Origin of the sequence: Pseudomonas sp. AN-1 (genome assembly GCF_034057115.1) — a bacterium.
Lineage (GTDB): Bacteria > Pseudomonadota > Gammaproteobacteria > Pseudomonadales > Pseudomonadaceae > Geopseudomonas.
In genome coordinates this window covers 1733768-1757349 of sequence record NZ_CP139195.1, presented here as the reverse complement: position 1 = coordinate 1757349, position 23582 = coordinate 1733768, and the positions used below count along the sequence as shown (strand labels likewise).

The 23582-nt window shown below is 65.4% G+C and carries 20 protein-coding genes and 3 tRNA genes; 19 read left to right on the top strand and 4 right to left on the bottom strand.

Translation table 11 applies throughout. The features are described 5' to 3' along the window. Position 1: 1 nt before the first annotated feature. Both SK095_RS08060 and SK095_RS08055 read right to left on the bottom strand, forming a co-directional pair. Complete coding sequence (locus SK095_RS08060; protein WP_201486370.1) at positions 2–1528, bottom strand: inactive transglutaminase family protein; 1527 nt, start codon at positions 1526–1528, stop codon at positions 2–4. Between the two features lie 5 nt (positions 1529–1533). After that, a complete protein-coding gene (locus tag SK095_RS08055) occupies positions 1534–2070 on the bottom strand; it encodes an ATP-dependent zinc protease (RefSeq protein WP_136490089.1) in 537 nt (178 codons plus the stop codon). A 290-nt stretch (positions 2071–2360) separates the two neighbouring features. Here SK095_RS08055 and SK095_RS08050 point away from each other — a divergent pair, with 290 nt between their 5' ends. From SK095_RS08050 to prpF, 5 genes are all read left to right on the top strand, one after another. Next, positions 2361–3083 carry a GntR family transcriptional regulator gene (locus SK095_RS08050; RefSeq protein WP_136490088.1) on the top strand — a complete coding sequence of 241 codons (723 nt, stop codon included), beginning with the start codon at positions 2361–2363 and terminating at the stop codon, positions 3081–3083. Continuing rightward, positions 3080–3988, top strand: a complete 909-nt coding sequence (prpB, locus tag SK095_RS08045) for a methylisocitrate lyase (protein WP_136490087.1) — start codon at positions 3080–3082, stop codon at positions 3986–3988. The genes SK095_RS08050 and prpB overlap by 4 nt, the downstream gene beginning before the upstream one ends. A gap of 93 nt (positions 3989–4081) precedes the next feature. Continuing rightward, positions 4082–5209: a 2-methylcitrate synthase gene (gene prpC, locus SK095_RS08040; protein ID WP_320548508.1), complete on the top strand. Its 1128-nt coding sequence runs from the start codon at positions 4082–4084 to the stop codon at positions 5207–5209. Positions 5210–5287: 78 nt separating this feature from the next. Further along, positions 5288–7891 (top strand): Fe/S-dependent 2-methylisocitrate dehydratase AcnD, encoded by a 2604-nt coding sequence (gene acnD, locus SK095_RS08035; protein WP_136488954.1) that lies wholly within the window; start codon positions 5288–5290, stop codon positions 7889–7891. Positions 7892–7997: 106 nt separating this feature from the next. Then, positions 7998–9176 (top strand): 2-methylaconitate cis-trans isomerase PrpF, encoded by a 1179-nt coding sequence (gene prpF / locus SK095_RS08030; protein WP_201486373.1) that lies wholly within the window; start codon positions 7998–8000, stop codon positions 9174–9176. Positions 9177–9254: 78 nt separating this feature from the next. Here prpF and SK095_RS08025 read toward each other — a convergent pair whose 3' ends face one another. Next, on the bottom strand, positions 9255–10073 hold the full coding sequence (locus tag SK095_RS08025; protein ID WP_136488952.1) for a pyruvate, water dikinase regulatory protein: 819 nt from the start codon (positions 10071–10073) through the stop codon (positions 9255–9257). A gap of 166 nt (positions 10074–10239) precedes the next feature. Between SK095_RS08025 and ppsA the strand changes: the two genes are divergently transcribed. The 8 genes from ppsA (at position 10240) to SK095_RS07985 (ending at position 18282) form a co-directional block, all read left to right on the top strand. Next, positions 10240–12606: a phosphoenolpyruvate synthase gene (ppsA, locus tag SK095_RS08020; RefSeq protein ID WP_320548507.1), complete on the top strand. Its 2367-nt coding sequence runs from the start codon at positions 10240–10242 to the stop codon at positions 12604–12606. 71 nt (positions 12607–12677) lie between these two features. Further along, positions 12678–13661, top strand: a complete 984-nt coding sequence (locus SK095_RS08015) for an alpha/beta fold hydrolase (RefSeq protein ID WP_136488950.1) — start codon at positions 12678–12680, stop codon at positions 13659–13661. A 179-nt stretch (positions 13662–13840) separates the two neighbouring features. Then, entirely contained in the window at positions 13841–14326 is a 486-nt protein-coding gene (gene rraA, locus SK095_RS08010; RefSeq protein WP_136488949.1) for a ribonuclease E activity regulator RraA, read from the top strand. A gap of 62 nt (positions 14327–14388) precedes the next feature. Then, positions 14389–15387 carry a zinc transporter ZntB gene (locus tag SK095_RS08005; protein WP_136488948.1) on the top strand — a complete coding sequence of 333 codons (999 nt, stop codon included), beginning with the start codon at positions 14389–14391 and terminating at the stop codon, positions 15385–15387. A 54-nt stretch (positions 15388–15441) separates the two neighbouring features. After that, the gene (locus tag SK095_RS08000; protein ID WP_136488947.1) at positions 15442–15690 is read left to right on the top strand and encodes a CrfX protein; all 249 of its coding nucleotides are present in this window, start codon (positions 15442–15444) and stop codon (positions 15688–15690) included. 3 nt (positions 15691–15693) lie between these two features. Continuing rightward, on the top strand, positions 15694–16518 hold the full coding sequence (locus SK095_RS07995; protein WP_136488946.1) for a mechanosensitive ion channel family protein: 825 nt from the start codon (positions 15694–15696) through the stop codon (positions 16516–16518). A 101-nt stretch (positions 16519–16619) separates the two neighbouring features. Then, the gene (gene sigX / locus SK095_RS07990; protein ID WP_136488945.1) at positions 16620–17210 is read left to right on the top strand and encodes an RNA polymerase sigma factor SigX; all 591 of its coding nucleotides are present in this window, start codon (positions 16620–16622) and stop codon (positions 17208–17210) included. Between the two features lie 103 nt (positions 17211–17313). Then, a complete protein-coding gene (locus SK095_RS07985) occupies positions 17314–18282 on the top strand; it encodes an OmpA family protein (RefSeq protein ID WP_136488944.1) in 969 nt (322 codons plus the stop codon). A 106-nt stretch (positions 18283–18388) separates the two neighbouring features. Here SK095_RS07985 and folD read toward each other — a convergent pair whose 3' ends face one another. Next, positions 18389–19243 (bottom strand): bifunctional methylenetetrahydrofolate dehydrogenase/methenyltetrahydrofolate cyclohydrolase FolD, encoded by an 855-nt coding sequence (folD, locus tag SK095_RS07980; RefSeq protein WP_136488943.1) that lies wholly within the window; start codon positions 19241–19243, stop codon positions 18389–18391. A 285-nt stretch (positions 19244–19528) separates the two neighbouring features. Here folD and SK095_RS07975 point away from each other — a divergent pair. From SK095_RS07975 to clpX, 6 genes are all read left to right on the top strand, one after another. Then, positions 19529–19605 (top strand) — tRNA-Arg (locus tag SK095_RS07975). A 30-nt stretch (positions 19606–19635) separates the two neighbouring features. Further along, positions 19636–19711: transfer RNA gene (locus SK095_RS07970), tRNA-His, on the top strand. Positions 19712–19762: 51 nt separating this feature from the next. Continuing rightward, positions 19763–19847, top strand: a tRNA-Leu gene (locus tag SK095_RS07965). Positions 19848–20060: 213 nt separating this feature from the next. After that, on the top strand, positions 20061–21371 hold the full coding sequence (tig, locus tag SK095_RS07960) for a trigger factor (RefSeq protein ID WP_320548506.1): 1311 nt from the start codon (positions 20061–20063) through the stop codon (positions 21369–21371). Positions 21372–21459: 88 nt separating this feature from the next. Continuing rightward, on the top strand, positions 21460–22098 hold the full coding sequence (gene clpP / locus SK095_RS07955) for an ATP-dependent Clp endopeptidase proteolytic subunit ClpP (RefSeq protein WP_136488941.1): 639 nt from the start codon (positions 21460–21462) through the stop codon (positions 22096–22098). Positions 22099–22206: 108 nt separating this feature from the next. After that, on the top strand, positions 22207–23487 hold the full coding sequence (gene clpX / locus SK095_RS07950) for an ATP-dependent Clp protease ATP-binding subunit ClpX (RefSeq protein WP_136488940.1): 1281 nt from the start codon (positions 22207–22209) through the stop codon (positions 23485–23487). Positions 23488–23582 lie beyond the last annotated feature (95 nt).

Genomic DNA, 23582 nt, shown 5'->3' with positions numbered 1-23582 from the left:
ATCAGTCCTTGAGGAAGGCTTTGAAGCGGAACAGTTCGGTCAGGCGGTAGCCGCGGTAGCGACCCATCGCCAGCATGAAGCCCACCAGGATCAGCAGCACCGCCGGGAAGGTGAACACGAAGTAGGTCAGCTCCGGGATGCTCATCAGCAGGTGCGCCAGGGTGGCGGCGATCAGGGTGCCGACGGCGACCTTGAAGGCATGGCTGCCGCCGCGCTCTTCCCAGGTGATCGACAGGCGTTCGATGGTCATGGTCAGGATCACCATCGGGAACAGCGCCACCGACAGGCCGCGCTCGAGGCCGAGCTTGTGGCTGAACAGGCTGATCACCGCGATCAGCACCACCACGAAGGTCAGCACCACCGACAGGCGCGGCAGCATCTGCAGCTTGAGGTGCTCGAGGTAGGAGCGCAGCGACAGGCCCAGCGCGGTGATGATGGTGAACAGCACGATGCCGAAGCCCAGCTGGGTCTCGCGGAAGGCCAGGGCGATCAGTACCGGGGTGAAGGTGCCGAGCGTCTGCAGGCCGCCGAGGTTGCGCAGGATCAGGATCACCAGCACGCCGATCGGGATCATGATCATGATCTGGTAGGTCTGCTGGGTCTGCAGCGGCAGGCCGTACAGCGAGTACTCGAGGAAGCCGGCGTCGGCCGACTCGTCGGACTGCTTGGCCAGGCGGATGGCGTTCAGCTCGCTGGTGTTGAGGGTGAAGCTGACCTGCGCCTGCTTGCCGCCGTCGATGCTGAGCAGCGGGGCATCGCCCAGCCACCAGATCAGGCGGTCGCGCGGCAGGCCCTGCTGGCCGTTGGCCGGGTTGAAGTACAGCCAGTTCTCGCCGTTGAAGCTGCGCAGCCACAGCTCCGGGGTCTGCGCCTGGTTCTCGATCAGGCGGATGGTGCGGACCTGCTCCAGCGGCACGTGGGCGATGGACAACAGCAGGTCGATCACGCGGGCGCGCTTCTCGATGGAGGTGTCGCCGGCCAGCAGCAGCTTGACGTTGTCGTCATTCAGGTTGTTGACGCGCTTGATGGTCTCGGTGACGAAGGTCTCGACGTCGGCCGAGTGCTGGCGGATGGGTGCCAGCAGGGCTTCGGCTGCAATCTGCTCGGGGCCGGCGATCGGCAGGCTTTCGCGGTAGATCGGCCCGGTTTCCTTGGGCTTTTCCGTGCTGTAGCGCTGGGTCAGCACCATGCGGTAGTACAGGGTCTGCGGGCCGCTGGCGCGGCGTGCCGACCAGGTCACCCGGCGGTTGCCGTCGACGTTGTTGACGCTGACGCCGTAGTTGTTGGAGATGAAGCTCTCGTTGAGGCTGACGAAGTCCTGGCCCAGCGGCGGCACGAACATCTGCACCTTCACCGGGTTGCGCGGGTTGGCCTGGAATTCCACCTTGGCGTCGATGTTCCAGACATTGTCGGTTTCCGCCTCGGTCACCGGGATGCCGAGAACGAAAATCTGGTAGGCGGTGATCGCCACGCCCAGGCTCACCAATATGGCGATGAGGACTTTCAGGTGCAGTGTGAGAGAGCGCATCGAGTTTACTCGTTCGAGTGTGCAACGTTGGAACAGGCGGGCTTGCCGGCTGCGTACTTGAGGCTGGGGTCTACCAGGGCGCCGAAGCGCTTGAGCGCCTCGGAGCCGATCAGTAGCGGGTATTGGAAGGCGCTGCGGTCGGTCAGGTTCACTTCGATGGTGCGTAGCGTGTTGCCCATGCAGACATCCAGTTCGATCACAGGCCTTGCCGTGTAGGTCTTGCCCTCGTCAGGATCGAAGTCGCCGGCACGGCGCTTGATCTTGCTGATGCGGGCCAGGGGTTTCTCGAGCGGCGCCGCGCTGTCCTCGTCGGTGCCGAGGTTGAAGCGTACCCAAGCCTCGCCGTTGCGCTTGAAGCGCTTGATGTTGCGCGCGCTGAGCGAGGCGGTCTTGGCGCCGGTGTCGAGTTTGGCAGCCAGAACGCTGCCGAGTTCCGGCAGCTGGGCATATTCGTTGAGACCGTAGACGGTCTTTTCGGCAGCCAGGCTAAGGCTGCAGGGCATCAGCAGGCTGAGTAGCAAGACGAGGGGCTTGAGTCTCATAGGTCCTGTGCGATGGCGCGTGATGGGGCCGAAGGGCGGGGCGGCAGCGGGCGGCGATGCTCGGCCGGCTGCCGCGCGGGCGGGCTGCATTCTAGCACGCGGGTCTGGGGTGGGCGACAGCCGGTACCGGCTGGCTGCCCACTCTGGCACGGCCTGTGACAGGGGCACGCAAGAATCGTGACGGGATGGGCGCCCATCACCCAATTGTCGACAATCGTCTAAGTGGGTTTGACATGAAATGGGGTTTGCCCTAGTTTTTGGTCATCCGAATCGTTGATATGTCGACAATCATGAGCGAAGCCCTTGCCGAAAGCCTGCTGGCGGACGAGGAGTCCGGAACTCTCTCCGACCACGTGTTCCGCTGCATCCAGTCGGCCATCGTGCGCGGCGAGATCGCCCCGGGCAGCAAGATTTCCGAGCCGGAGCTGGCGCGCGCCTACGGCATCAGTCGCGGACCGCTGCGCGAGGCGATCCGCCGCCTGGAAGGCCAGCGCCTGCTGGTGCGCGTGCCGCATGCCGGTGCGCGGGTGGTGTCGCTGAGCCCGGCCGAGCTGCTCGAGCTGTACGAGATCCGCGAGTCGCTGGAGGGTATGGCCTGCCGCCTGGCCGCCGAGCGCATGAGCGAGGCGGAGATCGACGAGCTGCGCCGGGTGCTCGACACCCACGAGCGCGACGAGGCGTTCCAGGCGGGCCGCGGCTACTACCAGCAGGAAGGCGATTTCGACTTCCACTACCGGATCATCCAGGGCAGCGGCAACCGCACCCTGGCCAATCTGCTGTGCAACGAGCTGTACCAGCTGGTGCGCATGTACCGCATCCAGTTCTCCACCATGCCGAACCGGCCGCGCCAGGCCTTCGCCGAGCACCATCGCATTCTCGACGCCATCGCCGAGCGTGACGGCGAGCTGGCCGAGCTGCTGATGCGCCGGCACATCGCGGCATCCAAGCGCAACGTCGAGCGTCACTTCCAGGACGCTTCCCCCAAGAACGCCAAGCAACGAGGTAAGTCATGACCAAGAAGACTCCCGGCCAGAAGTTCCGCGACGCCGTCGCCAGCGAGAACCCGCTGCAGATCGTCGGTGCCATCACCGCCTACGCCGGGCGCATGGCCGAGGCCACCGGCTTCAAGGCGCTGTACATCTCCGGGGGCGGTGTGGCCGCCAACTCGCTGGGCATTCCCGATCTCGGCATCAGCACCATGGAAGACGTGCTGACCGACGCCCGCCGCCTGACCGATGCCACCACCCTGCCGGTGCTGGTCGACATCGACACCGGCTGGGGCGGCGCCTTCAACATCGCCCGCACCATCCGCTCGTTCGAGAAGGTCGGCGTGGCCGCCGTGCACATCGAGGACCAGGTCGGCACCAAGCGCTGCGGCCATCGTCCGGGCAAGGAAGTGGTGAGCACCGAGGAGATGGTCGACCGCATCAAGGCCGCCGTCGACGCCCGTCAGGACGACAGCTTCGTGATCATGGCGCGTACCGACGCGCTGGCCGGCGAGGGCCTGCAGGCCGCCATCGACCGCGCCTGCGCCTACGTCGAGGCCGGCGCCGACATGATCTTCCCCGAGGCGATGACCGAGCTGCCGATGTACAAGCAGTTCCGCGCCGCGGTGAACGTGCCGATCCTCGCCAACATCACCGAGTTCGGCCACACCCCGCTGTTCACCTGCGACGAGCTGGCCTCGGTCGACGTGGACATGGTGCTGTACTGCTGCGGCGCCTACCGGGCGATGAACGCCGCGGCGCTGAAGGTCTACCAGGCGATCCGCGAGCAGGGCACCCAGAAGAACGTGGTCGAGATCATGCAGACCCGCGCCGATCTGTACAAATACCTCGGCTACCACGCCTACGAGGACAAGCTCGACGAGCTGTTCGCCCAGAAGAAGCAGGAAAAGATCCAACCGCGGGAATGCTAACTAAAGCAGCATGGAAGGATTCGAGTCTCCCGATTGAGACTCCTGTTGTTGGTTGCTGTATCCGTCTAAAAATTCGAAAAGAGGAACAACGCAATGGCTGAAGCAAAAGTACTGAGTGGCGCTGGTCTGCGTGGTCAGATCGCCGGACAGACTGCCCTGTCCACCGTCGGCAAGGAAGGTGCCGGCCTGACCTACCGCGGCTATGACGTGCGCGAGCTGGCCAAGGACTGCCTGTTCGAGGAAGTCGCCCACCTGCTGTTCTACGGCGAACTGCCCACCCAGGCCCAGCTGGACGCCTACCTGACTCAGCTGCAGACCCAGCGCGACCTGCCCCAGGCCCTCAAGGAAGTGCTCGAGCGCATTCCGGCTAGCGCCCACCCGATGGACGTCATGCGCACCGGCTGCTCGATGCTCGGCAACCTGGAGCCGGAAGAGAGCTTCGCGCAGCAGCTGGAGAAGGCCAACCGCCTGATGGCCGCCTTCCCGGCAATCATGTGCTACTGGTACCGCTTCAGCCACGAAGGCGTGCGCATCGAGTGCACCAGTGACGCGCCGGATCTGGGCAGCCACTTCCTGACCCTGCTGCACGGCAAGGCGCCGAGCGAGCTGCACCGCAAGGTGATGAACGTGTCGCTGATCCTCTACGCGGAGCACGAGTTCAACGCCTCGACCTTCACCGCCCGCGTGTGCGCCTCGACCCTGTCCGACCTGTTCTCCTGCATCACCGGCGCCATCGGCTCGTTGCGCGGCCCGCTGCACGGTGGTGCCAACGAGGCGGCGATGGAGATGATCGAGAAGTTCGCCACCCCGGAAGAGGCCACCGAAGGCACCCTGGCCATGCTGGCGCGCAAGGACAAGATCATGGGCTTCGGTCACGCCATCTACAGCGTCTCCGATCCGCGTAACGAGGTGATCAAGGGCTGGTCCAAGCTGCTCGCCGAGGAAGTCGGTGACACCGTGCTGTTCCCGGTTTCCGAAGCCATCGACAAGGTCATGTGGGAGCAGAAGAAACTGTTCCCCAACGCCGACTTCTACCATGCGTCTGCCTACAACTTCATGGGCATCCCGACCAAGCTGTTCACCCCGATCTTCGTCTGCTCGCGGGTCACCGGCTGGGCGTCCCACGTGTTCGAGCAGCGTTCCAACAACCGCATCATTCGTCCGAGCGCCGAGTACATCGGCGTCGAGCCGCGCGCCGTGCCGCCGCTGGCGCAGCGCTGATCTGGAACGGGGGAGTCCCTACGAGGGGCTCCCCTGCCGGTTCCACAAACGATCGTTAACCGATTGAGTCTCCGCCCAATGAATACTGAATATCGCAAGCAACTGGCCGGCACCAGCCTGGACTATTTCGACACCCGCGCGGCCGTCGAAGCCATCCAGCCCGGTGCCTACGACAAGCTGCCGTACACCTCGCGTGTGCTGGCCGAGCAACTGGTGCGCCGCTGCGAGCCGGCCATGCTGACCGACTCGCTGAAGCAGATCATCGAGCGCAAGCGTGACCTGGACTTCCCGTGGTACCCGGCCCGCGTGGTCTGCCACGACATCCTCGGTCAGACCGCGCTGGTCGACCTGGCCGGTCTGCGCGATGCGATTGCCGAACAGGGCGGCGACCCCTCCAAGGTCAATCCGGTGGTGCCGACCCAGCTGATCGTCGACCACTCGCTGGCCGTGGAAGCCCCGGGCTTCGATCCGGACGCCTTCGCCAAGAACCGCGCCATCGAAGACCGCCGCAACGAAGACCGTTTCCACTTCATCGAGTGGACCAAGACCGCATTCAAGAACGTCGACGTGATCCCGGCCGGCAACGGCATCATGCACCAGATCAACCTGGAGAAGATGTCGCCGGTGATCCAGGCCCGCGAAGGCGTGGCCTTCCCGGATACCTGCGTCGGTACCGACTCGCACACCCCGCACGTCGACGCCCTCGGCGTGATCGCCATCGGCGTCGGCGGCCTGGAAGCCGAGACCGTGATGCTCGGCCATCCGTCCATGATGCGCCTGCCCGACATCGTCGGCGTCAAGCTGACCGGCAAGCACCAGCCCGGCATCACCTGCACCGACATCGTCCTGGCGCTGACCGAGTTCCTGCGCAAGGAGCGCGTGGTGGGTGCCTACGTCGAGTTCTTCGGCGAGGGCGCCGACAGCCTGTCGATCGGCGACCGCGCCACCATCTCCAACATGTGCCCGGAGTACGGCGCCACCGCGGCGATGTTCTACATCGACCAGCAGACCATCGACTACCTCAAGCTGACCGGTCGCGAGCCGGAGCAGGTCGCCCTGGTCGAGCAGTACGCCAAGGAGACCGGCCTGTGGGCCTCCGCGCTGACCGGCGCCGAATACGAGCGCGTGCTCGAGTTCGACCTGTCCAGCGTGGTACGCAACATGGCTGGCCCGTCCAACCCGCACCGTCGCCTGCCGACCTCGGCCCTGCACGAGCGCGGCATCGCCGACGAGGCCAAGCTGGCCGCCGCCCGCGCCGAAGAGGCCGAGGGCCTGCTGCCGGACGGCGCGGTGATCATCGCCGCCATCACCAGCTGCACCAACACCTCCAACCCGCGCAACGTGGTCGCCGCCGGCCTGCTGGCCAAGAAGGCCAACGAGCTGGGTCTGGTGCGCAAGCCGTGGGTCAAGACTTCCTTCGCCCCGGGCTCCAAGGTCGCCAGGCTGTACCTGGAAGAGGCCGGCCTGCTGCCGGAGCTGGAGAAGCTCGGCTTCGGCATCGTCGGCTATGCCTGCACCACCTGCAACGGCATGTCCGGCGCCCTGGATCCGCAGATCCAGCAGGAAATCATCGACCGCGACCTGTACGCCACCGCCGTATTGAGCGGCAACCGCAACTTCGACGGCCGTATCCACCCGTACGCCAAGCAGGCCTTCCTGGCCTCGCCGCCGCTGGTGGTCGCCTACGCCCTCGCCGGTACCGTGCGCTTCGACATCGAGAAGGACGCGCTGGGCTTTGATGCGAACGGCAACCCGATCACCCTGAAGGACCTGTGGCCGTCCGACGAGGAGATCGACGCCATCGTCGCCGCCTCGGTGAAGCCGGAGCAGTTCAAGCAGGTCTACATCCCGATGTTCGACCTGGGCAGCATCGAGGAAGCCAAGAGCCCGCTGTACGACTGGCGCCCGATGTCCACCTACATCCGCCGTCCGCCGTACTGGGAAGGTGCGCTGGCCGGCGAGCGTACCCTCAAGGGCATGCGTCCGCTGGCGATCCTGCCGGACAACATCACCACCGACCACCTGTCGCCGTCCAACGCCATTCTGGCCAGCTCGGCGGCCGGCGAGTACCTGGCCAAGATGGGCCTGCCGGAGGAGGACTTCAACTCCTACGCCACCCACCGCGGCGACCACCTGACCGCCCAGCGCGCCACCTTCGCCAACCCGCAGCTGGTCAACGAGATGTGCGTGGTCGACGGCCAGGTGAAGAAGGGCTCGCTGGCCCGCGTCGAGCCGGAAGGCCAGGTCATGCGCATGTGGGAAGCCATCGAAACCTACATGAACCGCAAGCAGAACCTGATCATCGTCGCCGGTGCCGACTACGGTCAGGGTTCCTCGCGCGACTGGGCGGCCAAGGGCGTGCGCCTGGCCGGCGTGGAAGTGATCGTCGCCGAAGGCTTCGAGCGCATCCACCGTACCAACCTGGTCGGCATGGGCGTGTTGCCGGTCGAGTTCAAGCCGGGCACCACCCGCCTGACCCTCGGCCTCGACGGCACCGAGACCTACGACATCGAGGGCGAGCTGTCGCCGCGCTGCGACCTGACCCTGGTCATCCGCAAGCGCACTGGCGAAGAAACCCGCGTGCCGGTGACCTGCCGCCTCGACACCGCCGCCGAAGTCAGCGTGTACCAGGCCGGCGGCGTGCTGCAGCGTTTCGCCAAGGACTTCCTCGGCCAGGCCTGATCGCTCCTGCCGGTCCGGTCCGCGCACGGCGGCCGGGCCGGCAGTCCGCGCACTTCCATCCCCGCGCCGCCGTCCGGCGGCGCGGTCTCATGAGGACGAGATTCCCATGGCGCATGTACCCCAGATTCGCGTTCCTGCCACCTATATCCGTGGTGGCACCAGCAAGGGTGTGTTCTTCCGTCTGCAGGACCTGCCGCAGGCCTGTCAGGTGCCGGGCGAGGCCCGCGACAAGCTGCTGCTGCGGGTGATCGGCAGCCCCGATCCGTACGGCCAGCAGATCGACGGCATGGGTGGCGCGACCTCCAGCACCTCCAAGACCGTGATCGTCGCCAGGAGCGAGCAGCCGGAGCATGACGTCGACTACCTGTTCGGTCAGGTGGCGATCAACAAGGCGTTCGTCGACTGGTCCGGCAACTGCGGCAACCTGACCGCGGCGGTCGGCGCCTTCGCCATCGCCGGCGGTCTGGTCGATGCTGCGCGTATCCCGCAGAACGGCATCTGCACCGTGCGCATCTGGCAGAAGAACATCGGCAAGACCATCATTGCCCACGTGCCGATCACCGACGGCCAGGTGCAGGAAACCGGCGACTTCGAACTGGACGGCGTGACCTTCCCGGCCGCCGAGGTGGTCATCGAGTTCATGGATCCGGCCGACGGCGAAGGTTCGATGTTCCCCACCGGCAACGTGGTGGACGACCTGGAAGTGCCGGGCGTCGGCACCTTCAAGGCCACCATGATCAACTCCGGCATCCCGACCATCTTCGTCAACGCCGCCGACATCGGCTACACCGGCACCGAGCTGCAGAAGGACATCAACGCCGACGCCGAGGCGCTGGCCCGCTTCGAGACCATGCGTGCCTACGGCGCGCTGAAGATGGGCCTGATCGCCGACATCGCCGAAGCGGCTGCCCGCCAGCACACGCCGAAGATCGCCTTCGTCGCGCCGGCCACCGACTACGTCGCCTCCAGCGGCAAGACCGTGGCCGCCGGCGAGATCGACTGCTGCGTGCGCGCGCTGTCGATGGGCAAGCTGCACCACGCCATGATGGGCACCGCCTCGGTCGCCATCGCCACCGCCGCGGCGGTGCCGGGCACCCTGGTCAACCTGGCGGCCGGTGGCGGCCAGCGCGACGCGGTCACCTTCGGCCATCCGTCCGGCACCCTGCGCGTCGGCGCGGCGGCCGAGATCGTGGGCGGCGAGTGGACCGCCACCAAGGCGGTGATGAGCCGCAGCGCCCGCGTGCTGATGGAAGGCTTCGTCCGCGTGCCGGGCGACGTCTTCTAAGCGACGCGCCTGCGCTGCAAAAAAGGAAAAGGCCCGGGTTTCGGGCCTTTTCCTTCGGTGCCGTCGAACCTGCCGGAGTTACTTGAGGCGGCGTTCGACGCCCTTTTCCACCAGGATCTTGGCGGCGATTTCCTCCACCGAGAAGTGCGTGGAATTGATGAACGGGATGTTCTCGCGGCGGAACAGGCTCTCCACCTCGCGGACCTCGAACTCGCACTGGGCGTAGCTGGCGTAGCGGCTGTTGGGCTTGCGCTCGTTGCGGATCGCCGCCAGGCGGTCGGGATCGATGGTCAGGCCGAACAGCTTGCCCTTGTGCTCCTTGAGGGCGGCAGGCAGCTGCAGGCGCTCCATGTCGTCCTCGGTCAGCGGGTAGTTGGCGGCGCGGATGCCGTACTGCAGGGCCATGTACAGGCAGGTGGGGGTCTTGCCGCAGCGCGACACGCCGACCAGGATCAGGTCGGCCTTGCCGTAGTAGTGGGTGCGGGCGCCGTCGTCGTTGTCGAGGGCGAAGTGCACCGAGTCGATGCGCTCCATGTAGTTGGGGTTGTGCGCGATCGAGTGCGACTTGCCCACCGAGTAGGAGGAGTGCGAGGCCAGTTCCTGCTCCAGCGGCGAGAGGAAGGTCGAGAAGATGTCGACCATGAAGCCGTTGCAGTGCGACAGCACCTCGCGGATGTCGCGGTTGACGATGGTGTCGAAGATGATCGGCCGCACGCCGTCCGCCTCGGCAGCGGCGTTGATTTGTTGTACCATCGCACGGGCTTTTTCCACGGTATCGATGTACGGCCGGGTCAGTTTGTGGAAGTTGATGTTCTCGAACTGCGCCAGCAGACTCTGGCCGAGTGTTTCGGCGGTGATGCCGGTGCCGTCGGAGATGAAGAAAGCGGTGCGTTTCATGGGCGCCTGGCCTTGCGATGGGAGTTGTCCCGGCTGGATCCACGGACGCGCAGGAGCGCCCGGTGTGCCGTACGGCGGCATTGTCACTTATTTTCCGGGGCTCGGCCACAAGCAGGGCCCGACCAGAATGCGGTTTGCGCATACACCACATAGGGGAGAGGTCACCTTGGTAGAGTACGTAGTTTCCCTCGATAAGCTCGGCGTCCACGATGTAGAGCACGTAGGGGGCAAGAATGCCTCGCTGGGCGAGATGATCAGCAACCTCGCCGGCGCGGGCGTTTCCGTACCTGGCGGTTTCGCCACCACGGCCCAGGCCTACCGCGACTTCCTCGAGCAGAGCGGCCTCAACGAACGCATCCATGCCGCGCTCGACGCGCTGGACGTGGACGACGTCAACGCCCTGGCCAAGACCGGTGCGCAGATCCGCCAGTGGGTGATGGACGCCGAGTTCCCCGCCCAGCTGGATGCCGACATCCGCAAGGCCTTCGCCGAGATGGCCGCCGGCAACGACAACATGGCCGTGGCCGTGCGCTCCTCCGCCACCGCCGAGGACCTGCCGGACGCCTCCTTCGCCGGCCAGCAGGAAACCTTCCTCAACATCCGCGGCGTCGACAACGTGATCCGCGCCGCCAAGGAAGTGTTCGCCTCCCTGTTCAACGACCGCGCCATCGCCTACCGCGTGCACCAGGGCTTCGACCACAAGCTGGTCGCCCTGTCCGCCGGCGTGCAGCGCATGGTGCGCTCGGAGACCGGCACCGCCGGGGTGATGTTCACCCTCGACACCGAATCCGGCTTCCGCGACGTGGTGTTCATCACCGGCGCCTACGGCCTCGGCGAGACCGTGGTGCAGGGCGCGGTGAACCCCGACGAGTTCTACGTGCACAAGCCGACCCTCGAGGCCGGCCGTCCCGCCATCCTGCGCCGCAACCTGGGCAGCAAGGCGATCAAGATGGTCTACGGCGACGAAGCCAAGGCCGGCCGTTCGGTCAAGGTGGTCGACGTCGACCGCGCCGACCGCGCGCGCTTCGCCCTCACCGACGCCGAGGTCACCGAGCTGGCCAAGCAGGCGCTGATCATCGAGAAGCACTACGGCCGCCCGATGGACATCGAGTGGGCGAAGGACGGCGACGACGGCAAGCTGTACATCGTCCAGGCCCGTCCGGAAACCGTGAAGAGCCGCGCCAACAACGTGATGGAGCGCTACCTGCTCAAGGAGAAGGGCAAGGTGCTGGTCGAAGGCCGCGCCATCGGTCAGCGCATCGGTTCCGGCAAGGTGGTGGTGATCCACGACATCGCCGAGATGGACAAGGTGCAGCCGGGCGACGTGCTGGTTTCCGACATGACCGACCCGGACTGGGAGCCGATCATGAAGCGCGCCAGCGCCATCGTCACCAACCGCGGCGGACGCACCTGCCACGCGGCGATCATCGCCCGCGAGCTGGGCATCCCGGCGGTGGTCGGCTGCGGCAACGCCACCAGCGTGCTGAAGGACGGCCAGGAAGTGACCGTGTCCTGCGCCGAAGGCGACACCGGCCTGATCTACGAGGGCGCGCTGGGCTTCGACATCCGCCAGAACTCGGTGGACGCCATGCCCGAGCTGCCGTTCAAGATCATGATGAACGTCGGCAACCCGGACCGTGCCTTCGACTTCGCCCAGCTGCCCAACGCCGGTGTCGGCCTGGCGCGTCTGGAGTTCATCATCAACCGCATGATCGGTGTGCACCCCAAGGCGCTGCTGAACTTCGCCAGCCTGCCGGCGGAGATCAAGGACAGCGTCGAGAAGCGCATCGCCGGCTACGACGATCCGGTCGGCTTCTACGTCGAGAAGCTGGTCGAGGGCATCAGTACCCTGGCCGCGGCGTTCTGGCCGAAGAAGGTCATCGTGCGCATGTCCGACTTCAAGTCCAACGAGTACGCCAACCTGATCGGCGGCAAGCTCTACGAGCCGGAAGAAGAGAACCCGATGCTCGGCTTCCGCGGCGCCTCGCGCTACATCAGCGAGAGCTTCCGCGACTGCTTCGAGCTCGAGTGCCGGGCGATGAAGAAGGTCCGCAACGAGATGGGCCTGACCAACGTCGAGATCATGATCCCGTTCGTGCGCACCGTCGGCGAGGCCTCGCAGGTCATCGACCTGCTCGCCAGCCACGGCCTCAAGCGCGGCGACAACGGCTTGCGCGTGATCATGATGTGCGAGCTGCCGTCCAACGCGCTGCTGGCCGAGGAGTTCCTCGAGCACTTCGACGGCTTCTCCATCGGTTCCAACGACCTGACCCAGCTGACCCTGGGCCTGGACCGCGACTCCGGCATCATCGCCCACCTGTTCGATGAGCGGAATCCGGCGGTGAAGAAGCTGCTGTCCAGCGCTATCCAGGCCTGCCGCAAGGCCGACAAGTACATCGGCATCTGCGGCCAGGGCCCGTCCGACCACCCGGATCTGGCCAAGTGGCTGATGGAGCAGGGCATCGACAGCGTGTCGCTGAACCCGGACTCGGTGCTCGATACTTGGTTCTTCCTCGCCGAAGGCCAGGCCTGAGCAAGGTCCTGAAGCGGTAGGAAAAGGGCGGGGCAATCCCGCCCTTTTCGTGCGTACAGAAAAAGAATGGCATGCAGAGCAGCAGCAAACTCTTTCCCGTCGCCCTGGTCAGCGCCGAGCTGCGTGGCGACCTCACCGAAGACGTCTATCTCCTCAAGCCCGGCAACAGCCCCGACGGCTCTGTTGCGCTGGCGCTGACCCGTCTCGGTCACGCGGCCGCCGCGCGGCGCGGCGAGCCACTGGTGCTGCTGCATGGCGCCTTCGCCAACCGGCGCTGCTGGTACACGGCCCATGGCCATGGCCTGGGCGCCTGGCTGGCGCGGGCCGGCTTCGACGTCTGGCTGGCGGAAATGCGCGGCCACGGTCTGTCGCCGCGCAATCGCCTGTATCGGAGCAACCGCGTGGCGGATTACGCGCGCTTCGATCTGCCGGCCATCGCCGCTTTCGTCGACGAGCAGTGCGCGCAACCGGCGCACTGGCTGGGCCACTCGCTGGGCGGCCTGAGCATCGCCGCCGCCCTGGCCGGTGCGCACCTGGCGGCGATGCGGGTGGCCTCGCTGGTGTTGCTGGGTTGCCAGATCCGTCACCTGCACTGGTCGCTCAAGCTGCCGCCGCTGAGCTGGGGGGCGCGCCTGTGGCTGCGCCGCCGCGAACAGGTGGGCGGTGGCTGGCTTGGCCTCGGTCCCGAGGACGAGCCTGCCGGCATCGCCTGCGACGCCCTGCGCTGGTACGGTCCGTTCGGTCGCTTCGCCGACGGGCGCCAGGACTGGGCGGCAGCGCTGGCTGCAGTGGAGGTACCGGTGCTGGCGCTGGCCGGGGCGGGCGATCACACCGATCCGGCACAGGCCTGCCGGCAGTTGCTCGAGTGCTTCGGCTCCTCGCGGCGCGCCTACCTGCGCCTGGGGCGGGCCGAAGGTTTCGCCGAGGACTATGGTCATGCCGGGCTGCTGGCAGGGCGCCATGCCGCGCGCGAGATCTGGCCGCTGCTCGAGCACTGGCTGCGTCACCGGCAGCTGCCGCAGACGATGGGCGAGGAATCCCATACGTTTGCCTAGTTCCCTGCTGGCGCCGTTGTGGCTAGGATCGTCGGCAGGAATGGTGCTGTGTCCGGGCTGGCGAGGTTGTGCTGGCCAGGGCTTGTGCCATCAATGCTGTCTGTTCGCCGCTGCCGCGGTTGCCGCCGCTCCATGATGGCAGTCGCAGTGGCGTCGATCTCTAACGCAAGGAACCTGACATGCAATACGTGACCCCCGATCTGTGCGATGCCTACCCCTACGTCGACGTGGTCGAACCGATGTTCAGCAACTTCGGCGGCCGTGATTCCTTCGGTGGCCAGATCGTCACCATCAAGTGCTTCGAGGACAACTCGCTGGTCAAGGAGCAGGTCGAGCAGGATGGTCGCGGCAAGGTGCTGGTGGTCGACGGCGGCGGCTCGCTGCGTCGCGCCCTGCTCGGCGACATGCTGGCCGAGAAGGCGGCGAAGAACGGCTGGGAAGGCATCGTGGTGTACGGCTGCATCCGTGATGTCGACGTGATCGCACAGACCGATCTCGGCGTGCAGGCGCTGGCCGCCCACCCGATGAAGACCGAGAAGCGCGGCATCGGCGACCTCAACGTCGAGGTCACCTTCGGTGGCGTCACCTTCACCCCGGGCCACTACATCTACGCCGACAACAACGGCATCATCGTGTCCCACGAAGAGCTGAAGATGCCCGAATAAGCGGGCAGGGCTCCGCCAGCCCGGGCTGACCCGGCCTGGCGGCTGCAGCCGCTGGAGAGACGATGCAGTCCTTCGAGGGTGACGACGAGCGCGGGCTGGTCTACGGCTTCGTGCTGGACGGCGAGGGCGGTGCGCAGCGGATCCGTCGCAACGAGCTGACGGTGCTCGATCTGCGCCCCCAGGAAAGCCTCTGGCTGCACTGGGATCGCAGCGTGCCTGCGGCGCAGCGCTGGCTGCGCGCGTCCGGCGGCCTCGGCGAATTCGCCTGCGACCTGCTGCTGGAAGAGGCGACGCGCCCGCGCCTGGTGCTGCTGGGGGGGGAGCGCCTGCTGCTGTTCCTGCGCGGGGTCAATCTCAATCCCGGTGCTGCGCCGGAAGACATGGTGGCGCTGCGCATCTATGCCGATGCCCGCCAGGTGATCTCCCTGCGCATGCGGCCGGTCAAGGCGGCTGGCGCGTTGTGCGACGCCTTCGAGCGCAGCGACGGGCCGAAGACGGCCTCGGAGGCCATGCTGTTTCTCGCCCATGCGCTGACCGACGGGGTGGATGTGCTGGTCGCGGGCATCGCCGAGCAGCTCGACGAACTCGAGGAAACCCTCGAGCAGAACGAGAAGGGGGTGCCCGACCGTCATCTGCTGCTGGCCCTGCGGCGGCGGGCTGCCAGCCTGCGCCGTTACCTGGCGCCGCAGCGCGAGATCTATGCCCAGCTGGCGCGCAACCCGCTGTCCTGGTTCGCGGACAGCGATACCGCCTACTGGAACGAGCTGCACAACCGCTTGACCCGCCACCTCGAGGAACTCGAGCTGGTGCGCGAGCGGGTCAGCCTGCTGCAGGAGGCCGAGCATCGGCGGGTGACCGAGCGGATGAACCGCACCATGTATCTGCTCGGCATCATCACCGGCTTCTTCATGCCGATGACCTTCGTCACGGGCCTGCTCGGCATCAACGTCGGCGGGGTGCCCGGCGCCGAGCATCCCTACGGCTTCCTGCTGGTCTGCCTGCTGATGGCTGGCATCGCCCTGTTCCAGGGCTGGCTGTTTCGCCGCATGCGCTGGCTCTGATGTGACCCGGCTCACGCCTGTGACGTCTTGTGCTGAGACACCGTGGAGGTCGGTATGCACGATCCCTTCGAAGAATCACTGCGCGACCTGCTGCGTGGCGCTCCGGCCGAGTCGGCCGACAGCGCCCGGCTGGATCGCGTGCTCAAGGCCGCCAACCGCCAGGTCGGTGCGGGCGACCTGTTCAAGCTGCTGGGGCACTGGTTCGAGGCACTGATGATCGGCCTCGAGAGTGGCACGGTCCGCAAGGTGCCGGCGACCCGGCGACTGCATCCTGCCGCGCGTGCGGCGCATAAGGCTGAGTGACGCATGGAATTCGATATCTGGACCCAGAGTCTGCTGAGTGCGATGAGCACCCTGTGGAGCAAGCTGGCGGGCTTCATCCCCAATCTGCTCGGCGCGCTGGTGGTGGTGCTGCTCGGCTTCATCGTTGCCAAGCTGCTCGACACCCTGTTCTCCAAGCTGCTGGCCAAGCTCGGCCTCGACCGCCTGATGGCAGGCGCGGGGCTGACCAAGCTGCTGGCCCGCGGCGGCATCCAGGCCGCGGTGTCGACCCTGGTCGGCAAGGTGGTCTACTGGTTCGTGCTGCTGGTGTTCCTCGTCTCGGCCGCCGAGTCGCTGGGGTTGCAGCGGGTCTCGGCGACCCTCGACCTGTTCGCCCTCTACCTGCCCAAGGTGTTCGGCGCCGCCATGGTGCTGCTGGCTGGCGTGCTGCTGGCTCAGCTGGCCGGGCGTCTGGTGCGCGGCGCCGCCGACGGCGTGGGGCTCGAGTACGGCGGCAGCCTGGGGCGTCTGGCCCAGGGGCTGGTGATCATCATCAGCATCTCGGTGGCCATCGGTCAGCTCGAGGTGAAGACCGATCTGCTCAACCTGGTCATCGCCATCGTGCTGTCGGCGGTCGCCCTGGCCCTGGCCCTGGCCCTGGGCTTGGGCAGCCGCGAGGTGGTCGGACAGATCATCGCCGGGATCTACCTGCGCGAACTCTACGAGGTGGGGCAGCGGATCCGCGTCGGCGACGTCGAAGGGGTGATCGAGGAGATCGGCACGGTCAAGACCATCCTGCATACCGGCGATGGCGAGCTGGTCACGCTGTGCAACCGGCTGCTGCTGTCGCGGCGGGTCGTCAGTCGCTGAGGCGCGGCGGTGCCGGCCCTTTTCTGCTAAATTAGGCGACCATCCCGGCAGATCTGTCTCGTGCAGGCTGCCTTTTCCGAATCGCGGCCGGTCTGCCTCGCTTGAACAAGCCCCACTCCCTGTCTCCGCGCTACGACCCGCACCAGCTCACCGACGAGGAGCTGGTGCAGCGGGCGCATGGCGAGCTGTTCCACGTCACCCGTGCCTACGAGGAGCTGATGCGCCGCTACCAGCGCACTCTGTTCAATGTCTGTGCGCGCTACCTGGGCAACGAGCGGGATGCCGACGATGTCTGCCAGGAGGTCATGCTGAAGGTTCTCTACGGCCTGAAGAACTTCGAGGGCAAGTCGAAGTTCAAGACCTGGCTGTACAGCATCACCTACAACGAGTGCATCACCCAGTACCGCAAGGAGCGCCGCAAGCGCCGCCTGCTGGATGCGCTCAGCCTCGATCCTCAGGAGGAGGCCTCCGAGGAGCGTGCGCCGAAGGCCGAGGAGCGGGGTGGGCTGGACCGCTGGCTGGTGCATGTCAATCCGATCGACCGGGAAATCCTGGTGCTGCGCTTCGTCGCCGAGCTGGAGTTCCAGGAAATCGCCGACATCATGCACATGGGGCTGAGTGCCACCAAGATGCGCTACAAGCGGGCGCTGGATCGTCTGCGCGAGAAATTTGCCGATCCTGCCGCAGAGTGATTGTCGCGAGAAATTTCGACCGGATTGATGTCGTGCTAAACTTTTCGCTTGGCTGCCTGTCGAAATCATGCAGCTATAATTTTTCCTGCTGGGGATTTAACGGATGAAACTGAAAAACACCTTGAGCGTAGTCATCGGCTCCCTGATTGCCGCTTCTTCCATTGGCGCAATGGCCCAGGGCCAGGGCGCGGTAGAAGTGGACGCGTTCGCCAAGTACTACGAGCCCGATACTCAGACCGGCCTTGATGAGGGTGCGCTCTACGGTGCCGGTATCGGTTACTTCCTGACCGACGATGTCTCCCTGAACCTGTCGCATGGCGTCTACGATGGTGTGGGCGCGGTTAGCGGCAGCAAGAACATCGAAGGCGAGCTGACTTCTCTCGATGCGGCCTACCACTTCGGTACCCCGGGTGTGGGTCTGCGCCCCTACGTTTCCGCCGGTGCTGCCCACCAGAGCATCGGTCAGCCGGATCGCAGCGGTCGTGACACCAGCACCTTCGCCAACCTCGGCGCTGGTGTGAAGTACTACTTCACCGAGAACCTGTTCGCCAAGGCCGGTGTCGACGGCATGCACAACATCGATCAGGGCAATTCCGAGTGGATGGCCGGCGTCGGCGTCGGCATGAACTTCGGTGGCGGCTCCGCCCCGGCACCGGCTCCGGTCGCTGCCGCTCCGGTGGCTGAAGAGCCGGCCCCGGTCGCCGAACCGGTTCCGGAAGTGGTGCGTGTCGAGCTGGATGTGAAGTTCGACTTCGACAAGGCCAAGGTCAAGCCGGAAAGCTATGCCGACATCCAGAACCTGGCCGACTTCATGAACCAGTACCCGCAGACCTCCACCACCGTGGAAGGTCACACCGACTCCGTGGGTACCGACGCCTACAACCAGAAGCTGTCCGAGCGTCGCGCCGCTGCCGTGCGCGAGGTGCTGGTCAACCAGTATGGCGTGTCCTCCTCTCGCGTGAGCTCCGTGGGTTACGGCGAGTCCCGTCCGGTGGCCGACAACGCCACCGATGCCGGTCGCGCCATCAACCGTCGCGTGGAAGCGGAAGTGGAAGCGCAGGTCCAGCAGTAATCCCTGCGGACCGCGCATGAAAAAACCCGGCCTTGGCCGGGTTTTTTCTTTTCCGGGATGTGTGGCGCGAGGCATGCGTCCCGGCGCCACGCACGCGCGGCGCGGCTCAGTCGTGCAGTTGCTCCGCGGCGTAGAGGGTGTTCTCCAGCAGGCAGGCGCGGGTCATCGGTCCCACGCCGCCCGGCACAGGGGTGATCCAGCTGGCGCGGGCAGCGGCGGCCTCGAAGTCGACGTCGCCGACCAGACGGCCATCGACCAGGCGGTTGATGCCGACATCGATGACGATGGCTCCTTCCTTGATCCATTCGCCCTTGACCAGGCCCGGCTTGCCGACAGCGACCACCACGATGTCCGCCTGGCGCACGTGGCTGGCGAGGTCGCGAGTGAAGCGGTGGGTCACGGTAGTGGTGCAGCCGGCCAGCAGCAGCTCGAGAGCCATCGGGCGGCCGACGATGTTGGAGGCGCCGACGACCACTGCGTGCTGGCCGTGCAGGTCGACGCCGGTGCTCTTCAGCAGGGTCATGATGCCTTTCGGCGTGCACGGCTGCAGCACGGGCATGCGCTGGGCCAGGCGGCCGATGTTGAACGGATGGAAGCCGTCGACGTCCTTGTCCGGGTGGATGCGTTCGAGCAGCTGGGACGCATCGAGATGGCGCGGCAGCGGCAGCTGGACCAGGATGCCATCGACCGCCGGGTCTGCGTTCAGCGTGTCGATCAGCTGCAGCAGATCCTCCTGCGAGGTGCTGGCATCCAGATCATAGGCGCGGGAGATGAAGCCTACTTCCTCGCAGTCCTTGCGCTTGTGGGCGACGTACACCTGGGAGGCCGGGTCGCTGCCGACCAGGATGACGGCCAGTCCCGGGATGCGCAGGTCTTGCTGGCGGCGCTCGGCTACGCGCTGGGCGATCTGTTGGCGGAGGCGGGCGGCGATGGCTTTGCCGTCGATCAGTTGTGCGGTCATGACGCTGGGAGAACCGTGAGAGTCAGTGAAGAAGGTGGGGTATTCTCGCACGCGGCGGCGGTCGGGCAAAGGCAGCTGGTGTGCCAAACCCGTCGGGTGGAGCTATGTGTTTGAAAATTTTCAAAAAAACCGTTGACGACAGGTGGCGGTCTCTATAACATGTGCCTCGCTTAACAAGCACAGCCCCTCAGCAAAACGAAGCTGGTGGCTGGTCCGGTGGTCAGACACCTCGAGGAGAGTCGCAAGATTTCCCTCGGATCCGGCTAGAGGGTTGCCGCCACAAACGCGCCCGTAGCTCAGCTGGATAGAGCATCCGCCTTCTAAGCGGATGGTCGCAGGTTCGAGTCCTGCCGGGCGCGCCAGTCGGTGCTTGATGTAAGTGATGCAATATGGTGGGCGTAGCTCAGTTGGTAGAGCACAGGATTGTGGCTCCTGGTGTCGTGGGTTCGATTCCCATCGTCCACCCCATATTCCGAACCGCCAGGCCTAGCCTGGCGTTTTCGTTTCTGCTCCCGTCGCGCGGACGTGGTGAAATTGGTAGACACGCTGGATTTAGGTTCCAGTGCCGCAAGGTGTGCGAGTTCGAGTCTCGCCGTCCGCACCATCTCTCGTCAGGATGTCTGCTCTTTCGATGGTTCCGTTCCGTTCCGTGGCTGGCAGTCCTTCTGCCGCGCGGTCGGCATTCCTCCACCTGACGCTTTTGCCCTGTGCCTTTTCTGTCGGCCACCGGGTGACTTCTGCGAAATCACCTAATAGAATGCATGCCCTATTTATGGGGCCGGTAGGGCCGGCTTTGTCTGTGCAACGAGGATTATCCATGCAAGTTTCTGTTGAAGCCACCTCCGCTCTCGAGCGTCGCATGACCGTTGGTGTGCCTGCCGAGCGCATCGAGACCGAAGTCAACAAGCGTCTGCAGCAGACCGCCCGTCGCGCCAAGATTCCTGGCTTCCGTCCCGGCAAGGTGCCGATGAGCATCATCCGCCAGCGCTACGAGGACTCCGCCCGCCAGGAAGCGCTGGGCGACCTGATCCAGGCCACCTTCTATGAGGCCGTGGTGCAGGAGAAGCTGAATCCGGCAGGTGCGCCGTCCGTCGAGCCCAAGGTCTTCGAAAAAGGCCAGGCGCTGGAGTACGTCGCCACCTTCGAAGTGTTCCCCGAGTTCCAGGCCGCCGGCTTCGAATCCATCGCCGTCGAGCGTCTGCAGGCGGAAGTGGGTGATGCCGATGTCGACAACATGCTCGAGATCCTGCGCAAGCAGAACACCCGCTTCGAGGCGGTCGAGCGCGAAGCGCAGAATGGCGACCAGCTGAACATCGATTTCGTCGGCAAGGTCGACGGCGAAGTGTTCGCCGGCGGCAGCGCCAAGGGCACCCTGCTGGTGCTGGGCTCCGGTCGCATGATCCCGGGCTTCGAGGATGGCCTGGTCGGCGCCAAGGCCGGTGAAGAGCGCGTGCTGAACGTGATCTTCCCCGAGGACTACCAGAACCTCGACCTGGCCGGCAAGGCCGCCGAGTTCTCCGTGACCGTCAACGCGGTCGCCGAGCCGAAGCTGCCTGAGCTGAACGAGGAGTTCTTCGCCCTGTTCGGCGTCAAGGAAGGTGGCGTCGACGGCTTCCGTGCCGAAGTGCGCAAGAACATGGAGCGCGAACTGCGTCAGGCCATCAAGTCCAAGGTCAAGAACCAGGTGATGGAGGGGCTGCTGGCAGCCAATCCGGTCGAGGTGCCGAAGGCGCTGATCGGCAACGAAGTGAACCGTCTGCGTGTGCAGGCCGTCCAGCAGTTCGGTGGCAGCATCGATCCGCAGCAGCTGCCGGCAGAGCTCTTCGAGGAGCAGGCCAAGCGTCGTGTCGCTCTGGGGCTGATCGTCGCCGAGGTGGTCAAGCAGTTCGAGATCAAGCCGGACGAGGCTCGTGTCCGTGAGCTGATCGAGGAAATGGCGTCCGCCTATCAGGAGCCGGAGCAGGTGGTGGCCTGGTACTACAAGAACGCCCAGCAGCTGGACGAGGTCCGCTCGGTTGTTCTGGAAGAACAAGTCGTGGATACTGTCCTGCAAAAGGCCAATGTCACTGACAAGCAGGTCTCCTACGAGGAAGCGGTCAAGCCGGCGGAAGCTCCGAAGGCCGAATAAAGACCTCTGCAATTGTTAGAGTCCTACATAAGCCAGCCTCGCGCTGGCTTATGTGTCTATGGACATATCTGATAGGGAGTGACCGGGAATGTTCCGCAATTCATTTGATACGCAGCTCGACGTGCAGGCCGCTGGCGGCCTGGTGCCCATGGTGATCGAGCAGTCGGCCCGTGGCGAGCGCGCCTACGACATCTACTCGCGCCTCCTGAAGGAGCGAGTGATCTTCCTGGTCGGTCCGGTCGAGGACTACATGGCCAACCTGGTGGTGGCCCAACTGCTGTTCCTCGAGGCGGAGAACCCGGACAAGGACATCCACCTGTACATCAACTCGCCGGGCGGCTCGGTGACCGCCGGCATGTCGATCTACGACACCATGCAGTTCATCAAGCCGGACGTGTCGACCATCTGCATCGGTCAGGCCTGCAGCATGGGCGCACTGCTGCTGGCCGGCGGTGCCGCCGGCAAGCGCTACTGCCTGCCGCATTCGCGGATGATGATCCACCAGCCGCTGGGCGGCTTCCAGGGCCAGGCCTCGGACATCGAGATCCATGCCCGCGAGATTCTCACCATCCGCGAGCGTCTCAACCGCATCCTGGCGGCGCATACCGGCCAGCCGATCGACGTGATCGCCCGCGATACCGATCGCGACAACTTCATGAGCGGCGAGGAAGCGGTCAACTACCGCCTGATCGACCAGGTGCTGAGCAAGCGCCAGCTGCCCGTCTGATTCCCGCCACCTGTCTCCGGCCGGGGTGTTACCGGCCATGTCGCGGGCTTGAAAAAGCCCGCGATTGTCTTCATCTTGTGTTCATGCCTACCGGATTGGATTGATCGAATGACTGACACCCGCAACGGCGAGGACACCGGCAAACTGCTTTACTGTTCCTTCTGCGGCAAGAGCCAGCACGAAGTACGCAAGCTCATTGCCGGTCCCTCGGTCTTCATCTGCGACGAGTGCGTCGACCTGTGCAACGACATCATCCGCGAGGAGGTGCAGGAAGCCCAGGCCGAGAGCAACGCCAACAAGTTGCCGGCGCCCAAGGAAATCAGCACCATCCTCGACCAGTACGTGATCGGTCAGGAGCGCGCCAAGAAGGTGCTGGCGGTTGCGGTGTACAACCACTACAAGCGTCTCAGCCAGCGCGAGAAGAAGGACGACGTCGAGCTGGGCAAGAGCAACATCCTGCTGATCGGTCCCACCGGCTCGGGCAAGACCCTGCTCGCCGAGACCCTGGCCCGGCTGCTCAACGTGCCCTTCACCATCGCCGACGCCACCACCCTGACCGAGGCTGGCTACGTCGGCGAGGACGTGGAAAACATCATCCAGAAGCTGCTGCAGAAGTGCGACTACGATGTGGAGAAGGCCCAGATGGGCATCGTCTACATCGACGAGATCGACAAGATCTCGCGCAAGTCGGACAACCCGTCGATCACCCGCGACGTGTCGGGCGAGGGCGTGCAGCAGGCGCTGCTCAAGCTGATCGAGGGCACCGTGGCCTCGGTGCCGCCGCAGGGCGGCCGCAAGCACCCGCAGCAGGAGTTCCTGCAGGTCGACACCCGCAACATCCTGTTCATCTGCGGTGGCGCCTTCGCCGGCCTTGAGAAGGTCATCCAGAATCGCTCGACCAAGGGCGGCATCGGCTTCAATGCCGAGGTGCGCAGCAAGGAGGCCGGCAAGAAGGTCGGCGAGTCCCTGCGCGAGGTGGAGCCTGACGATCTGGTCAAGTTCGGCCTGATCCCCGAGTTCGTCGGTCGCCTGCCGGTGATCGCCACCCTCGAGGAGCTCGACGAGGCGGCGCTGATGCAGATCCTCACCGAGCCGAAGAATGCGCTGACCAAGCAGTACGCGCGGCTGTTCGAGATGGAAGGCGTCGAACTGGAGTTCCGCAGCGACGCCCTGCATGCGGTGGCGCGCAAGGCACTGGAGCGCAAGACCGGCGCCCGTGGCCTGCGTTCGATCCTCGAGGGTATCCTGCTCGACACCATGTACGAGATTCCCTCGGCCAAGGACGTCAGCAAGGTGGTCATCGACGAGAGCGTCATCGAGGGCAGCTCCAAGCCGTTGCTGATCTATCAGAGCAGCGAGCAACCCGCCAAGGCTGCGCCCGAGGCGTAAGCTACTCCAGAGGGGCCTGCGGGCCCCTTTGTTGTTTCTGTGCGCCGCCAAAGCTTGTTTTTTCCCGCCTGCCCCCCCATCTTGAAGCCATGTCC

Bases quoted from the DNA above. Each gene is read 5' to 3' on its own strand.
- SK095_RS08060 (WP_201486370.1), bottom strand. From the start codon at position 1,528: ATGCGCTCTCTCACACTGCACCTGAAAGTCCTCATCGCCATATTGGTG.
- SK095_RS08055 (WP_136490089.1), bottom strand. From the start codon at position 2,070: ATGAGACTCAAGCCCCTCGTCTTGCTACTCAGCCTGCTGATGCCCTGC.
- SK095_RS08050 (WP_136490088.1), top strand. From the start codon at position 2,361: ATGAGCGAAGCCCTTGCCGAAAGCCTGCTGGCGGACGAGGAGTCCGGA.
- prpB (WP_136490087.1), top strand. From the start codon at position 3,080: ATGACCAAGAAGACTCCCGGCCAGAAGTTCCGCGACGCCGTCGCCAGC.
- prpC (WP_320548508.1), top strand. From the start codon at position 4,082: ATGGCTGAAGCAAAAGTACTGAGTGGCGCTGGTCTGCGTGGTCAGATC.
- acnD (WP_136488954.1), top strand. From the start codon at position 5,288: ATGAATACTGAATATCGCAAGCAACTGGCCGGCACCAGCCTGGACTAT.
- prpF (WP_201486373.1), top strand. From the start codon at position 7,998: ATGGCGCATGTACCCCAGATTCGCGTTCCTGCCACCTATATCCGTGGT.
- SK095_RS08025 (WP_136488952.1), bottom strand. From the start codon at position 10,073: ATGAAACGCACCGCTTTCTTCATCTCCGACGGCACCGGCATCACCGCC.
- SK095_RS08015 (WP_136488950.1), top strand. From the start codon at position 12,678: ATGCAGAGCAGCAGCAAACTCTTTCCCGTCGCCCTGGTCAGCGCCGAG.
- rraA (WP_136488949.1), top strand. From the start codon at position 13,841: ATGCAATACGTGACCCCCGATCTGTGCGATGCCTACCCCTACGTCGAC.
- SK095_RS08005 (WP_136488948.1), top strand. From the start codon at position 14,389: ATGCAGTCCTTCGAGGGTGACGACGAGCGCGGGCTGGTCTACGGCTTC.
- SK095_RS08000 (WP_136488947.1), top strand. From the start codon at position 15,442: ATGCACGATCCCTTCGAAGAATCACTGCGCGACCTGCTGCGTGGCGCT.
- SK095_RS07995 (WP_136488946.1), top strand. From the start codon at position 15,694: ATGGAATTCGATATCTGGACCCAGAGTCTGCTGAGTGCGATGAGCACC.
- SK095_RS07985 (WP_136488944.1), top strand. From the start codon at position 17,314: ATGAAACTGAAAAACACCTTGAGCGTAGTCATCGGCTCCCTGATTGCC.
- folD (WP_136488943.1), bottom strand. From the start codon at position 19,243: ATGACCGCACAACTGATCGACGGCAAAGCCATCGCCGCCCGCCTCCGC.
- tig (WP_320548506.1), top strand. From the start codon at position 20,061: ATGCAAGTTTCTGTTGAAGCCACCTCCGCTCTCGAGCGTCGCATGACC.
- clpP (WP_136488941.1), top strand. From the start codon at position 21,460: ATGTTCCGCAATTCATTTGATACGCAGCTCGACGTGCAGGCCGCTGGC.
- clpX (WP_136488940.1), top strand. From the start codon at position 22,207: ATGACTGACACCCGCAACGGCGAGGACACCGGCAAACTGCTTTACTGT.